The 13,959-nt window shown below is 55.1% G+C and carries 13 protein-coding genes; 11 read left to right on the top strand and 2 right to left on the bottom strand.

The genetic code is table 11. From position 1 onward, the window contains the following. Window positions 1-20 precede the first annotated feature (20 nt). Window positions 21-1,706, top strand: a complete 1,686-nt coding sequence (gene lepB / locus EYQ49_06880) for a signal peptidase I (GenBank protein HIG25594.1) — start codon at window positions 21-23, stop codon at window positions 1,704-1,706. On the opposite strand, the gene EYQ49_06875 is transcribed toward lepB, so the two are convergent. Beyond that, complete coding sequence (locus EYQ49_06875; GenBank protein HIG25593.1) at window positions 1,703-2,485, bottom strand: glycerophosphodiester phosphodiesterase; 783 nt, start codon at window positions 2,483-2,485, stop codon at window positions 1,703-1,705. The two genes, lepB and EYQ49_06875, sit on opposite strands and share 4 nt — an antisense overlap. Between EYQ49_06875 and EYQ49_06870 the strand changes: the two genes are divergently transcribed. The 9 genes from EYQ49_06870 to EYQ49_06830 all read left to right on the top strand — a co-directional run bounded on the left by EYQ49_06870 (window position 2,484) and on the right by EYQ49_06830 (window position 11,452). Then, window positions 2,484-2,804, top strand: coding sequence for a hypothetical protein (locus EYQ49_06870; GenBank protein HIG25592.1), 321 nt, complete (start codon window positions 2,484-2,486; stop codon window positions 2,802-2,804). The genes EYQ49_06875 and EYQ49_06870 overlap by 2 nt on opposite strands. Window positions 2,805-2,806: 2 nt before the next feature. Then, window positions 2,807-3,568, top strand: a complete 762-nt coding sequence (gene tatC / locus EYQ49_06865; protein HIG25591.1) for a twin-arginine translocase subunit TatC — start codon at window positions 2,807-2,809, stop codon at window positions 3,566-3,568. A gap of 6 nt (window positions 3,569-3,574) precedes the next feature. Beyond that, on the top strand, window positions 3,575-6,058 hold the full coding sequence (locus EYQ49_06860; protein HIG25590.1) for a DEAD/DEAH box helicase: 2,484 nt from the start codon (window positions 3,575-3,577) through the stop codon (window positions 6,056-6,058). Further along, window positions 6,048-6,659 carry a hypothetical protein gene (locus EYQ49_06855; GenBank protein HIG25589.1) on the top strand — a complete coding sequence of 204 codons (612 nt, stop codon included), beginning with the start codon at window positions 6,048-6,050 and terminating at the stop codon, window positions 6,657-6,659. Before EYQ49_06860 ends, EYQ49_06855 begins: the two co-directional genes overlap by 11 nt. A 17-nt stretch (window positions 6,660-6,676) precedes the next feature. Further along, entirely contained in the window at window positions 6,677-7,888 is a 1,212-nt protein-coding gene (locus tag EYQ49_06850) for a M20 family peptidase (protein ID HIG25588.1), read from the top strand. Window positions 7,889-7,899: 11 nt separating this feature from the next. After that, the gene (locus EYQ49_06845; GenBank protein HIG25587.1) at window positions 7,900-9,519 is read left to right on the top strand and encodes a thymidylate synthase; all 1,620 of its coding nucleotides are present in this window, start codon (window positions 7,900-7,902) and stop codon (window positions 9,517-9,519) included. Then, the gene (locus EYQ49_06840) at window positions 9,519-10,505 is read left to right on the top strand and encodes a hypothetical protein (GenBank protein HIG25586.1); all 987 of its coding nucleotides are present in this window, start codon (window positions 9,519-9,521) and stop codon (window positions 10,503-10,505) included. The genes EYQ49_06845 and EYQ49_06840 overlap by 1 nt, the downstream gene beginning before the upstream one ends. A 72-nt stretch (window positions 10,506-10,577) precedes the next feature. Continuing rightward, on the top strand, window positions 10,578-10,979 hold the full coding sequence (locus EYQ49_06835; protein ID HIG25585.1) for a hypothetical protein: 402 nt from the start codon (window positions 10,578-10,580) through the stop codon (window positions 10,977-10,979). Further along, window positions 10,949-11,452 carry a GNAT family N-acetyltransferase gene (locus EYQ49_06830; protein ID HIG25584.1) on the top strand — a complete coding sequence of 168 codons (504 nt, stop codon included), beginning with the start codon at window positions 10,949-10,951 and terminating at the stop codon, window positions 11,450-11,452. The genes EYQ49_06835 and EYQ49_06830 overlap by 31 nt, the downstream gene beginning before the upstream one ends. 3 nt (window positions 11,453-11,455) lie before the next feature. Here EYQ49_06830 and EYQ49_06825 read toward each other — a convergent pair whose 3' ends face one another. Beyond that, window positions 11,456-12,682 carry a hypothetical protein gene (locus EYQ49_06825; GenBank protein HIG25583.1) on the bottom strand — a complete coding sequence of 409 codons (1,227 nt, stop codon included), beginning with the start codon at window positions 12,680-12,682 and terminating at the stop codon, window positions 11,456-11,458. A gap of 141 nt (window positions 12,683-12,823) precedes the next feature. Here EYQ49_06825 and EYQ49_06820 point away from each other — a divergent pair, with 141 nt between their 5' ends. Further along, window positions 12,824-13,876, top strand: a complete 1,053-nt coding sequence (locus tag EYQ49_06820; protein HIG25582.1) for a hypothetical protein — start codon at window positions 12,824-12,826, stop codon at window positions 13,874-13,876. Window positions 13,877-13,959 lie beyond the last annotated feature (83 nt).

The raw sequence follows: 13,959 nt of genomic DNA, 5'->3' as shown, positions 1-13,959 counted from the left end.
GCCACTACCGTCGCCGAATAGTGAATGATTCTTCCGCCTCCCCTGCGCTTTCTCGCCCTCCTCGTTGGGTCATACAGTCAATACTGGTTGCCCTCATCGGGTACGGCTTGCTCGGTTACGTGCTGAGCATGATCTCCTCGCTGCGCTCGTTATTCATTATTTTGTTGGTTTCTCTTTTCTTGTCGTTTGCCATCGAACCGGCCGTCAACCGCATGGAGAACCTCAGAGTGCGGCGCGGTGTGGCGACGGGAATAATGTTTCTTCTTATTCTGGGGGCCATAGGAGGATTCGGGGTAGCGGTGGGAGCGTTGTTAGCCGAACAGCTCACCGAATTTTCCGACAATATTCCTACCTATTTAGCCGATATTGATACTTTTCTTGAAGACCAGTTCGGGGTCGAAGAGGCTACTGCTGACCTGAGAACCAACTATGAAGATGGGGCCATAGCCAGTTACCTCGGTTCTTTTGCTGACGACCTTGCGCGCTTTGGTTCCACGGTGGTCAACGTGTTATTCCAGCTTTTCACCATCGGCCTTTTTACTTTTTACCTGGTGGCCGAGGGTCCAAAGCTTCGGCGTTCGGTTTGTTCGCTGCTTTCTGCGCAAAAAGCTCGCCGAGTGTTAGTGGTGTGGGATTTAGCCATTGCTAAAACCGGTGGTTACATTTTGTCCCGTGCTGCTTTGGCCATTATCGCTGGGGTGGTCCATTGGGTGGCCTTCGAATTCATTAACCTTCCCTCCGCGTTGGCGTTAGCCCTTTGGGTGGGCGTGGTGTCGCAGTTCATTCCGGTTATCGGCACCTATATCGCTGGGGTGTTGCCGGTAGTGGTTGGTTTGCTTGACGAACCCTCGACTGGTTTATGGGCCTTGGTCATCATTGTTGTTTACCAGCAACTCGAAAACTACTTCTTTGCTCCCCGTATCACCGCTCACACTATGGAAATCCATCCGGCGGTGGCTTTCGGGTCGGTTATTGCCGGCAATGCGTTGTTGGGGGTAGTTGGGGCCTTGTTGGCGCTGCCTTTTGCGGCCACCCTGCAAGCCGTTATTTCGGCCACCGCTGAGCGTTATGAGGTAGACGAAGAGACGTTAAAAGAAAGCCGGGCCCGGCGCGGCCGCAAAGAGCGTCCCCGGCGAGGGGCTTTTGCTACCACGGTGCGCGGAGTACTGGAGTGGGTTGGAGTGATTGCCGGAGCGTTCGTGTTTGCCCTGGTGGTAAAAACATTCTTATTCCAGGCCTATTACATTCCGTCGCCTTCCATGGAAGCCACGTTGGAAATTAGCGACCGGATAATCGTAAATAAACTTAGCTACCAACTGCACGATGTAAACCGGGGAGACGTCATTGTCTTCAAAAACCCTGAGGGCGCTTCGAGGGGTGTTGAAGATCTCATCAAGCGCGTGGTGGGGTTACCAGGAGAAACCGTTCAGGTGCAAGGGGGGCGGGTCTACATTGATAAAATTTTGCTGCTCGAGCCCTACTTGGCCGCTCAAGATATTACCGGCTCGTTTCGTAAACCTCCGGGGTGTGTGGGCATCAACGATGCACCGGACCAGTGCACGGTGGCCGACGGCTACGTCTTTGTCATGGGCGACAACCGCCCTAATTCTAATGACAGTCGAGTTTTTGGCCCGATACCCGTGGATTCCATAGAAGGCCGAGCCTTTTTACGGGTCTGGCCGTTGGGGCGTTTCGGACGCCTTTAGCGGGCCTTAAAGAATCGTTGTTCGGCAGTTACCAGACGTTCTACATGGTCGCCATAAATGCCGTCTACGCCAATTTTGAGCAATCGATTGATTTGCCGCGGTTGCTGGGCGTCCCAAGCCAAACACCGCAAGCCGAAGCGGTGAAATAAAGCGACGTGACCGGCCGTCCAGGAGGGCTCGGGCATGTTTATGGCATCAAAGCCGGCGGAAGAAAGTTGTACCGCTCGTCGTTCGTGTTGACCGGTGAGCAAATCTTGAGTGGGGGAATCGACTAGGTGAAACTCTTGGTTGTGTTCTCTCCATGTGGCGGCGGTTTCCCAATGGGGAAAACAAAGCCAGAGACGAGAGGTGGCTTGAAACGAAGCGGCGATTTTTGAAATGGCGGTGAAGGCCGCCGGGTCCTTGACGTCAAGGGAAAGATCAAAATTGCTACCCACCGACTCATAGAGGGCATTCAACGTAGGGAGGTGATCGGGGAGGTCGGTCAGATTCATTTGAGAGAGTCGGCGTTTGCGAAAGAAGGGGCCGAGGTGCCCCCGGTGGTCAAGAACCACCTGTCCGTCGGAGGTCAGCCAGGCATCGCTCTCTAGCCCGGTGGCTCCCATGGAGAGGGCCGTTTGGAAGGTAGGCAAAGTGTTTTCTGGGCCATGGGCCTTGCCGCCGCGATGGGCAAACAGAATGGGCCGCTGGGAGGGCGGTGGCAAATAAGACGGCATACCTACCATCATGGCCGATATATCTGGGTAGGGGGCATTATGGCGCTGGTAGAGTCGCCTCATGGGAAATCTTGGTGGCGGTGAAGTAATGGTTATTTTGCTTCTGGCATTGATGGTTCTAGGCCCGACCCGTCTTCCCGAAGTGACCCGCCAAATTGGTAAAGCGCTCCAGCAGGTGCGTCAGGTTACTCGAGGATTTCAAGCCGAACTGCAGGCAGCAATTGACGACCCGGTAGCTGAACTGCAAGCACGAGCTCGTGGAGATGAGTTAGTAGCCGAAGAAAAAGCGCAAACAGAAGAGAATATTTCGCCGCGGTCCGAGGCCCCAGAAGAGCTATCTGAACAAGAGCATCCAGACGATTTGGACTCCGTGAACCTGTAGCCATGAAAAGTAGCCAAATGACTCTTGTTTCTCACCTGGAGGAACTACGCCGCCGCTTATTGGTGGTGGCGGGAGCGGTGGTGCTCGGGGCAATCGTTTGTTGGATTTTTTACCCCCAGATTCTTGATTTTCTTCTTCGCCCGTACTGTCAGGTTCGTCTGACTATGCCCAGTAGTTCTGTTTTTGGTCAAAGTTGTGAACTCTTGGTCACCGACCCCTTGGAGCCGTTTGGGGTAAGAATGACTGTGGCTGGCTACGGAGGGGTAGCTCTGGCTATGCCGGTTATTTTGTGGCAACTTTGGCGTTTTGTCGCCCCGGGTTTGTACCCCAAAGAGCGGCGCTGGGCGGTGCCTTTTGTTCTTTCTGGGATGGTGCTTTTTGTTTCGGGAATGGCTTTGGCTTATTGGAGTATCCCGCGTGCGTTGGATTTTCTGGTCAGTATTGGTGGCCCCGACCTAGTGAGCGTGTTTTCCCCGGCCAAATATTTAGGGTTCGTGGTCAAGATGACCATTGCTTTTGGCATCGGCTTTGAGTTTCCTTTGGTGCTCATCATGTTGCAAATGGTTGGCATTTTAAGCAATAAGGTTTTGAGAAAAAATCGCCGCTTCGCCATTGTGGGAATTGTGGCGTTGGTGGCGGTACTGACCCCCAGCGGGGACCCGTTTACTTTGTTGGTTTTGTCGGTGCCCATGATAATTTTTTACGAAGCAGCCATTTTGTTTGGGCGTCTTAGAGACCGCCGTCAACGACGAGTAGACGAGTAGACCGCAATGACCGACCACCCGTTTGATCTTGACCGTTTTCAACTCGAAGCAATGGAAGCTATTGATGCTGGTCGTTCCGTTTTGGTTTCTGCCCCTACCTCAAGCGGTAAAACTTTGGTGGCCGAACACGCTATTGATTGTGCTCTGAAAGCGGGAAAACGTACTTTTTACACCACGCCCATCAAAGCTCTCTCTAACCAAAAGTTCCGTGACCTGGGGCAAAGGTTGGGCTGGGACAAAGTAGGGCTGCTTACCGGAGACAACAACATTAACGGCGATGCTCCGGTAGTGGTGATGACCACCGAGGTGCTGCGCAACATGTTGTATGCCGGCTCTTCCGCGGTGAACGACTTGGGCTGGGTAGTGCTTGATGAAGTGCATTTTTTAGAAGACCCCTACCGTGGCCCGGTTTGGGAAGAGGTAATTTTAGGGTTGGATCGCTCGGTGGGGGTGGTGGCGCTTTCGGCCACTGTTTCGAATGCCGATGAGCTGGGCGACTGGCTGAGAGCCGTTCGCGGTGAAATTGAAGTGGTCGTAGAACGCAAACGACCGGTCCCGCTAAAGGTGCATTACATGGTCACCGAGCGACGCAAATACCGGCGTTTGCACCGCCTACCGGTGCTGGTAGAGAACCAAGCCAACCCACAAGGGCGCCGTTTCGACTCTGAGGGGCAACGAGGCGGACATCATGGCCAGCGATCCGATTACGCCACGCCCCGCCGCGACGAGGTACTCGAGGAACTACAAAAGCAAGAGTTGCTGCCCAGCATTCATTTTATTTTTAGTCGGGCCGGGTGCGACGAGGCGCGTGATCGGGTTTTGCAGTCGGGTATTTCGCTAAACACGCCCGAAGAAACGGCCGCCGTCGAAGCACTTTTGCAAGAGCGTTTGGCTCAGGTGGATGCCGATGACCTCTTGGCCCTTGAGGTGGACCAATGGGCGGCGGGTCTCTGCCGTGGGGTGGCCTCGCACCATGCAGGTTTGGTCCCGCTCTTTAAAGAAATAACTGAAGAACTCTTTATCGCCGGCCTACTGAAAATGGTTTACGCCACCGAAACTCTGGCCTTGGGGGTTAACTTGCCCGCCCGATCAGTGGTTATAGACAAACTCACCAAATTCACCGGCGATGGTCACGAAATGCTGACCCCGGGCCAGTTCACCCAGTTAACCGGGCGGGCGGGGCGGCGCGGCCTCGACACCATCGGTCATGCTTTGGTGCTGTGGTCGCCCTTTGTGCGCTTTCCTCAGGTTGCGGGGTTGACTATGAGCAGCGACTTTGTTTTGCGTTCCGCTTTTCGCCCCACCTACAACATGGTGGCCAACTTGATGCATAGCCGTTCGCAGAGCGAAGCAGAGCTTCTCTTGGGGCGCTCCTTTGGCCAGTTCCAGGTAGATCGGCAATCGGCTCTTTCATCGGGGCGTCAAGAAGTAGCACAAAGAGAGCTTGAAGAACTCCAGGCGATAACCCCTCGTAATCCTGAGAAACGGGGCAAAGCTTGCCCGATGGCTTCCTTGCGGCCCGGCGATGTGGTGGTCCTCGACAATGGGTTAGTACACGGCGTGATCTCGGTGGCTAACCGCAAAGGTGGGCGCGTCAAATTGCGCACCATCAATGAGAAAAACAAGTTGGAGACACGAGAAGCGCAAGACCTAAATTTGGAACCCCGCTTGTTGGACACCATATTTATCCCCAAAGTGCCGGACCCTTCTATTCGTTTGCACCGGCGAGAAGTGGCTGCGCTGTTGTCGCCGTATGTGCGAGGCGATGCCAGCGACGACGGTAAACGCCAGCGGCGCATCTTTCGTTTGAAACGAGATATTAAACGCATGCAAAAACAGGCAGAAGGGGAAAGTCTGGTGGCCCGTATGGCGGCCACCACCGGGGTGTTAGAGGAACGAGGTTTGGCCGATGGCTGGGCATTGACGGACGCAGGGCTCCCCTTGACCCGCATCTATAACGAAGCCGACCTGGTGGTTGTCGAGGCTTTAAACAACGGGCTTTTTGATGGTTTGAACCCGGCAGAGTTGGCGGGCGTAGTGTCAACCCTTACTTACGGGCATCGTGGCCCAGGGGAGTCTGGACCGTTAAGACTGAGCGGCCCCATGGCAGAGCGACTGCACAGCATTGCGGCGCTTTGGGAAGAGATAGCGGAGGTCGAAGAGCGCTATGGGTTGCCCTCGGTTTCTGAACCGGACCACGGTTTTGCTGAGGTGATTCATGGCTGGGCGGCCGGGGGCGACCTTGACCAAGTTCTTGACCAAGAAATAAATGGCGGCGAATTTGTGCGTAACGTACGGCTGGTCGTTGACCTCATTGGGCAACTACGCAAAGTGGGGCCACCGGCCTTGCAACGCACGGCTGCCGAAGCGATCGAAGCATTGGAGCGCGGCGTGGTAAGCATTTCGGCCGCTTTGGGCACTGATGAAGGCGAAGAAGAGACACCAGACGAGGGCGAAGAAGAACCGCCTGAGGAAGCAGATGAGCATTAAGCGAGGCCAAGATTGGGGGCAAAACGGCCCCCTGCCTGCTGATGGGGTGGTAGTTCACAACAATGCCGAACTGCAGAAGTTGGTCGAAGATTGCCGACGCGGTAACCAAGAATTGCCCACGGTGGGCTTAGCGGGTGGCGACCTTTGGCGAACCCTGGGCGGCACCAAGCAGCAGTCACGATTGCAAACAGCAGAAGCGCAACACCTAAAAATTGATGTGGGGTCGGTGTTGGTGGACGGAAAAATCCATTGGTTTGTGGCCCATGCGGTCGCTCGAAAAAGCTGGTGGCGGGGACAGGTTTGGCTGGCCGCAAATGCTGCACACCATGGCAACTGGAATCTGGCGCCGCGAGCCCACCCGGGTGATGGACTGCTGGACGTCATCTCAGGAAACCTCCCTTTGGGGCAGCGGATAAAGGCCCGATCGCGTTTAGCTTCCGGCACCCATTTACCTCATTCCGGACTTACGGTGCGTCGCGTTGCGGCGATGCAAATCACTTTGGCGCCCGGCACTGGTCTTTGGTTAGATGGCCAACCGGTGGGGGAGGCCCGAGACCTTTCGGTTCGTCTTGAGCCCGAAGCCCTCCATGTGGTGATCTAAGAACTAAAGTCCTTCCCATGACCAACTTTGATGCTTCGGCCGCCAAAAAACAAGCTTGCGCTTCTATTGATGCTTTAGCCGAAGTATTGATCAATGCTTCACACGAAATTCACGCCAACCCAGAGTTAAATTTTAAAGAACACCATGCCCATGACCTCTTGACCTCGGTACTGGAAAGCAATGGGCTAGAAACTCAACGAGCGGCCTACGGGCTTGACACGGCCTTTGAAGCCCGGGCGGGCTCTCAGGGCCCGGTGATTGCTGTGCTCTGCGAATACGACGCCCTGCCAGACATTGGCCATGCTTGTGGCCACAACGTCATCGCTACTGCTGGATTGGGTGCTGGTTTAGCTTTGGCTCCGTTGGCTGAACAATTAGGTGGGCAACTACGGGTTTTAGGCACGCCGGCCGAAGAAGGCGGTGGCGGCAAAGTGTTGATGTTGCAGCGTGGGGCTTTTGTTGATGTCGACGCCGCCATGATGGTGCACCCGGCTGGGTCTGAGGTGGAGCGCATCACCAGTTTGGCCATCGAACAACTCGAGGTGCGTTACACCGGTAAAGCTTCGCACGCCGCCGCGGCCCCCGAAAAAGGTATTAATGCACTCGACGGCGCGGTGTTGGGCTACAACAACATTGCTGCGTTACGTCAACACATTGCCCCCGACGAACGCATCCACGGAATCTTTACTGATGGCCCGGCCAAAGCAAACATTGTTCCTCATCATGCTGGAGCGAACTGGTATATGCGTTCGCCTACCCGAGTCGGGTTAGCGGCTTTGAAAGATCGGGTGGTGCGCTGTTTAGAAGCGGGCGCTTTGGCTGCGGGTTGCACCATGGAACACACCTGGGTCGAGCGTCCTTACGACGATGTCATTGATAGCCGCCCGTTGCTGGAGGCTTACATCGCCAATGCGCAGTCTCTCGGTCGAGACCCACGCCCCGAGAGCGAAACCGCCATTGTGGGGAGTACCGATATGGGCAACGTGAGTTATGCCGTGCCCTCAATACACCCCATGATCAAAGTGGCTCCCGAAGAAACCGCTATCCACACTGTGGATTTTGAGCAATGCGCTGGCGGGCCTCAAGGCGACCAGGGGGTCATTGACGGGGCGAAAGCCATGGCCATGACGGTTATTGATTGTTGGACGAAGCCAGAGATTTTAGCGGACGCTGAAACAGCGTTTCTTGCTGCGGGCGGTGTCCGCGCTTCAGGCTTTGCGACCACCTAGCCTCACCTTTTGTGACCCCCTATACCGCGGAAGAATTTACCACCGAAGAGTCTGATGTTCTTCGACGCTATTTCACGAACTTGGATGAACCAGTCTTTGCCTTGGTCAACTTGCCCGAGGTGGTCAAAGGAGCGTTGTTTGCTCGTTACTCGCGCACATCACTTAGTTTGCGTCGGCTTTTTCTTGATGAGTTTGTGGGCGAGTTAGATGTCAGCGGTGATGAAACGATTGACGCCACCATGGGGTTGCGTCGGGCCGAAGAACTTTATGACAAAGTGTTTTTTGAATTCGGCGATGACAGCGTGGCTCAACTGGGCGGGGTGCATCTGGCCTGCGAACAGTCGTCAAATGTGTTGACAAAAATTCTTGAGTGGGGCCGTTTGATGGCTTACCTTGAACAGTCAACCCGGTACATCGCTTACGACGATCGGCCTGGTGGGCGTTTCCGTTATTACCGAGACCCCGAGGTGTTGTCGTCTGCTTTGGGGGCGCGTTACATCGCCGATTTGGATCGGCAGTTTGAGGCCTACTCGTCCATGGTGGGCAGTATGCGTGAGTTTTATCGACGCAATGTGCCGCAAGGACCGGATGACTCTGACTTCATTTATCGACAGGCCCTTTCGGCTAAATCGTTTGATGCGGTGCGGGGCGTGCTGCCGGCGGCATCACTTTCTAACGTGGGTATTTATGGGACCGGTCAGGCCTACGAAGCGCTGCTTATTCGTATGCGGTCGCATCCATTGCCAGAGGCTCGTTCCTACGCCGAGTTGATTCTTAAAGAATTACGTAAAGTCGTGCCCTCGTTTTTAACGCGGGTTGACCTGCCCGACCGTGGTGAAGCGATAGGCGAGTATCAAGACGAAAACCGTCAACGTTTAGAAGAACTCGCCGAAGGATTTTTCCCCGAGACGCAAACCATTGCTGCTGCTCCGTTGGTTGATTTAACTGACTTCGACCCAGATGCAGAAATAAAATTGGTGGCCTCGGCGCTGTACCCACATACCCAGCACAGCGACCGAGTGGTTGAACAACGGGTACATATGATGACGGTGGATGAGCGGGTGAGTGTTTTACGGGCCATGGTGGGGGAGCGGGGCAACCGGCGCCACCGACCGGGCCGTGCGCTGGAAAGGCCATCTTACCGCTTTGATGTTTTGTCGGACTACGGCGCTTTTCGAGATCTGCAACGTCACCGCATGTTGACCATTGAGTGGCAGCGCCTCTCGGCGGCTCACGGTTTTGTACGGCCTCCAGATATTGATGAGGCGGGGCTAAGCGACCAGTTTGATGCGGTTATGGAACGTTCGGCGAACCTGCATCAGGCTCTTGAGGGCCCGTTTCCTGACCAGGCCTCGTACGCCGTGTCGTTGGCTTACCGGGTGCGTTACCTCATGCACATGAATGCTCGAGAGGCCATGCACCTTTTAGAGTTGCGCACTAGCCCGCAGGGGCATCCGGCTTACCGAGAAGTCGGCCAGCAAATGCATCACTTGATTTCTGACGTGGCCGGCCACCGAGCTATTGCCGAAATGATGACCTTCGTGGATCATTCTTCAGAACTTGATTTAGAACGCTTGGAGTCTGAGCGTCGTGCCGAACAGAAACGGACCCAACGGGACCAGGCACGCTAGTGAGGGCAGCATCGGTCGGTTTTTGTTTGGCTGGCGTCCTGCTCTTGGGGGCTTGCTCTGGCAGCGAAGCCCGACCCTCGACAACGACGGTAGTTTTGGGGCAAGGCCCTGATGTCACTGTTTCTTCTGAGGAAACGGTGACTCCAACGGCCTTGCCTGATGGCATAACCACTTCGCTGACCGGGGCACCTAGCGAAGAGCCGAATGCCGTGCCGGTCACCCATCCACCGCTTGAACCTATGGTGGTGACTGTTTTGCCTAGTAATTTTGGAGCGCTAGATGGGCTCTTTGCCCAGCATGTAAGCGTCTTCGGCGTGCCCATCGTGGCGACCCCCGCCACTGACCCGGCGAAGATTCTGCATGCTGCACAAGTACTGCGTGGCTATTTAGATAACGATCAAGACGGCAATGTAGATGACCCAGCGGTTCTTTCTGCTCTCTTGGACGCCCGTTCGGGAGTGATGATGGGGGCATCAAACCAGGACATAGATCGAGACGAAATTTGGGAAGCCTTCGGAGAACTCGAAGAGGCAGGTTTTTCTCCCTTTCAAGAGTTGTATGCCAACGAAACAGCGCAACCGGGTTCTTTTGATTTTGCTTTAGAAGAAGTGCACCACTTGATTTATGACCGAGGTTGGGCGGTGGTTTACCCCGAGTATTTTGCTCGAGAAGGCTCTGCGCTGTCGGAGGCCATGGATATTGCTCGGGGCGGGCACTTCACTTCGGTACCAAACCCTTACCCATCTGCCGCCTGGTACAGCTATGACGACCGAACCTGTGACTACGGGTGCATGGTTACTGAATACTTTTATTGGGCACACACCACGTTACTTGGGTTACAGGTCGCAGTGGGGCCGGAACGGTGTCAAGAGATTTCTCACGAATGGCGCCCCTGTACCCCTGATGATCTCCGACAAACGGACCCCGCTGTGGTAGGCATACTGGAAAACCCCTTACTTAAATTACCCATGAAGTCACCTTTGTAAGAAAAGACGTGGTGATGGCCGCTGGTGTGTCTATGATCCGGCGGCGAACGATTTAATATTATTGAGGATCAAATGAGCGAAGAAACAGAAGAAGAACTTGAAGAAGGAGCCGACGAGGAATTCGACGGCGACACCGACGAAGAAGTCGACGGTGAAGGCGAAGACGTCAACGCAGATGACGATGACGATGACGATGAAAAAGGGCAAGAGACGTCAGATGATGCTGACGACGAGGACCTTGACGACGACGAGGTTGAAGCCGACCTTGAAGCCATTTTGCGTGACCGTATCGCCGCCGACGAAGACGACGAAGACGGCGAAGACGGCGTAGTCGCGGTGGTGGCTAAGCCAACTGACGATGTGCAAGAACGCCAAAAGACCGAAATGCATTGCCCTCATTGCTTTTTACTGGTGGAGGCAAAAACTGTTGCTGAGACCGGTGAATGCGGCCACTGTGGTGGCCCTATTTCATAGGCGCCATGGAATCCGCCCGAAAAGCAACGGCGGACGACCTTGCGGCGTTAGTTGACCTCGGTCAACGAGCTCGCCAGGAAATGGTGGAAAAACGAGGCGGAGACACCCTTGACCGGTTAGACCCGTTTCGCCTTGATGTGGCGGGGGAGATGCGTCAAGCGCTCGCTGATGCTCAACGCTTGGTGGTGTTGGGTTGCTACGAAGACACGCCGGTGGCCTACGGGTTGGTTCGGGTTTATACCGCGGCCGATCAACAACTGCAGGCCACCATTGAAGCGATTTTTGTGGAGCCAGAAGCGCGGTCGGTGGGGGTTGGCGAAGCGGTAGTAAATGAACTTATTGCGTGGTCCAAAAGTAGGGGAGCGGTGGCCATTGATGCGCTGGCTCTCCCGGGGGACCGAATGACCAAAAACTTTTTTGAGAGCCAAAAAATGGTGGCTCGAGCAATCGTGGTGCAGCGCTCGCTGATTTAACGCTTACGAGCGGGGGCCGCGGCGGCGTTTGTTTCGTGGCGGAGCGGTGGGGGCGATGCCGAAGAGTGCGGCAATGGCCGGAACCTGCATAGACAGGCGGGTCACTAACTCCAGAAGTTCTTTGTTGGGTTCGGCCGGGATGCCGGCGGGGACTACTCGTCCGCGAACAGGGGAGAGGGCTACGGCGTCAAGCACGGTACCCCAACGGTCTTGGCCGGTGTCGCTGCTGAGCCCTTCGGCGGCGCCTTGGGCGAGTTTTTCTAACAGGTCACCAGGGAGAGGTGCGCCGGCCTTAGGGGGGCGGGAGCTCAGGCGAAGGGCTCGCACCATGCGGCCATCGGCCAGAGTGCTCGCTACTTCGGCTTGCCATTTGGCGTGCTCACGGTCAACACGACCGGTTAGTTCTGTACGGAGTTGCTCGGCGAGTTCTCGGGTGTCATCGGTTTTGGCGGCTGTCTCGGCGGCCACTACCACCGAGCGCAGGTCACGAAGGTCGAGGTCGGCAACGCCTTTGAGGGCTGCTTCGGCCCGGTCCTGCCAGTCGGCGGTGCGCAAGGATGGTTGAATGCGTTCGGCCAGTTTCAACAAGAGGGCTTCGGGGACGGCTGGTTCGCCGGCTGCTTCAGCTGCGGCGTTTTGTTTAGCGATTTCGGTGCGCAGCCCGGGGACGCCGTTGCGAGAAAGTTGGCGGCCCAAGAGTTGAAGTTCTTCAGGAAGGGCAGCCACCGCGGCGTCACGATGGGTGTGACGAGGGCGCAGACGTTTGGCTCGTGGGGGAGCAGTCCGCTGTGGGCGATCTTGGCGAGGCTTGCGGCTGTCTTTGCGGTCGCCGTCTTTGTTTTCGCGTCGCGGTTTGCGATCGGTGCGGTTGCGGGGACCACGGCGATCGCCGTCTTTTTTGTTTCGGCGGTTGTCGTCACGTCGGTCATTGTCGCCGCGGCGTCCTTTTTTGGAGGCCAGGGTGCTGGTGACCAATGGCGTTTCTTTGCCGCTGCCAAGCATCTCTAAGAGTTCCGGTGCGGATCGCGGTGCACGGGTGGTCAAAACTGAGGTGACGGTGATGCCGTCGACAAACTGTTCGGTCTCAACTTTGAGGACATCTCCTACAGATTCACCGCCGTTAAGCAGGGCTCCGTCGAGCGAACCTTTGGGTAATTTTGCTCCGGCGGCCCGCCATGTCCAGGTACCGTCGTCGCGCGTGCTGGTGAGTTCAATTTCTATCCGTGGCATAGTGAGCAACGCTAGCCGAATGAAGTAGGGAAGCGACCACGAACCGCCAGAAGTGGCAAAAGAAACCACAGCGTTAATGGCTTGCTTTTGTAGATAACGGATGTTATCATCTATTCGTACGTAAAACACCCGAGAAAATCAATGGCTCACCGAAAACTACCTAACCCAGAGGAAATGCCCGCCGTCTTCCATGAATGGCTGTTCTGGCTGTCGTCGCTGGAAGACAAACCAGCCACCACGGTTCGGGCATACAACCAAGGAGTTAGACGCGTTGTGTGTTTTGCTGAAATTAAGCCTGATGATTTTTCTGCAGATTCATTTTCGCAAAGAGAGTTGACAGATATTGCGCGAACAATGAAGGTTTCAGAGAAACCTGATCCCAAAAACCCAGGAAAGACTATTCGCGAGTTTAAACCAGCGACGCTAAGCCAAAGCATGGCCGCAATGAAATCATTCTTAGACTTTTGCATTACAGACGGTTTAGTAAAAGAAGTGCCAAATGTGTCTCTTATTCGTAAAGTTTCAAAACTGGCCGTTGAACAACCAGAGCCTGAGTACTACACCATCGGTGAACTCAAGCGTCTCTTTGATGCGGCGCTCATGGATGTTGACGCTAAAAAAACCGGGGACAACGTTCGCTGGCCTGAGCGAGACTGTGCGATGCTTTCGCTGTTTGCTGGACTTGGGCTCAGGGTTTCAGAAGTAATAGACGCGGATTGTTCTTGGGTGATATTTGACGGGCTAGAAAGTTCGAAGCGAGCTGTTATCAGAGTGGAGGGGAAGGGGAATAAAATGAGAAGGCTGCCGCTTTCAGAGGAACTGATCGACATCCTTGAGGTGTGGAAGCGAGCCAGGTCAGAGCGATTCGGTGAGCCAAATCCGGATGACCCTCTATTCGTGACTAGAAATGGTGCAAAGCGACTGAATTATCCCAGGCTCCGCTACTGGGTTCTCAGGCTAAATAAATTGGCGGGCCTCAAGAATCGGTCGCTCCATTCTCTTCGTCATACTGCCGGTGTGCAGTGGGCATCAAAGGGCGTACGAATGGCGGAAATTCAAAGTCTCCTTGGTCACGCCAGCATAAAAACAACTGGTGTGTACACAGATATGGCGTCCGTTGACTTGCTTAAAAGCATCAAAAAATCAGAAGCAAACAACCTAGTTGCGCAAATAGTAAAAGAAATCGACCAATGACTTATACCAAGGGGAAACTTCTGGTGGCGGGGGCGGCTTTAGAGGATCGTCACTTCAACCGGACGGTCGTTTTTATGCTTGAA

Source organism: Acidimicrobiia bacterium (genome assembly GCA_012959995.1).
GTDB lineage: Bacteria > Actinomycetota > Acidimicrobiia > Acidimicrobiales > MedAcidi-G1 > MedAcidi-G2B.
The sequence above is the reverse complement of the archived record's forward strand: the minus strand, read 5'-3'. Positions and strand labels throughout refer to the sequence as shown.

Bases quoted from the DNA above. Each gene is read 5' to 3' on its own strand.
- EYQ49_06855 (HIG25589.1), top strand. From the start codon at position 6,048: ATGAGCATTAAGCGAGGCCAAGATTGGGGGCAAAACGGCCCCCTGCCT.
- EYQ49_06850 (HIG25588.1), top strand. From the start codon at position 6,677: ATGACCAACTTTGATGCTTCGGCCGCCAAAAAACAAGCTTGCGCTTCT.
- EYQ49_06860 (HIG25590.1), top strand. From the start codon at position 3,575: ATGACCGACCACCCGTTTGATCTTGACCGTTTTCAACTCGAAGCAATG.
- tatC (HIG25591.1), top strand. From the start codon at position 2,807: ATGAAAAGTAGCCAAATGACTCTTGTTTCTCACCTGGAGGAACTACGC.
- EYQ49_06830 (HIG25584.1), top strand. From the start codon at position 10,949: ATGCGGCCACTGTGGTGGCCCTATTTCATAGGCGCCATGGAATCCGCC.
- EYQ49_06870 (HIG25592.1), top strand. From the start codon at position 2,484: ATGGGAAATCTTGGTGGCGGTGAAGTAATGGTTATTTTGCTTCTGGCA.
- EYQ49_06820 (HIG25582.1), top strand. From the start codon at position 12,824: ATGGCTCACCGAAAACTACCTAACCCAGAGGAAATGCCCGCCGTCTTC.
- EYQ49_06875 (HIG25593.1), bottom strand. From the start codon at position 2,485: ATGAGGCGACTCTACCAGCGCCATAATGCCCCCTACCCAGATATATCG.
- EYQ49_06825 (HIG25583.1), bottom strand. From the start codon at position 12,682: ATGCCACGGATAGAAATTGAACTCACCAGCACGCGCGACGACGGTACC.
- EYQ49_06835 (HIG25585.1), top strand. From the start codon at position 10,578: ATGAGCGAAGAAACAGAAGAAGAACTTGAAGAAGGAGCCGACGAGGAA.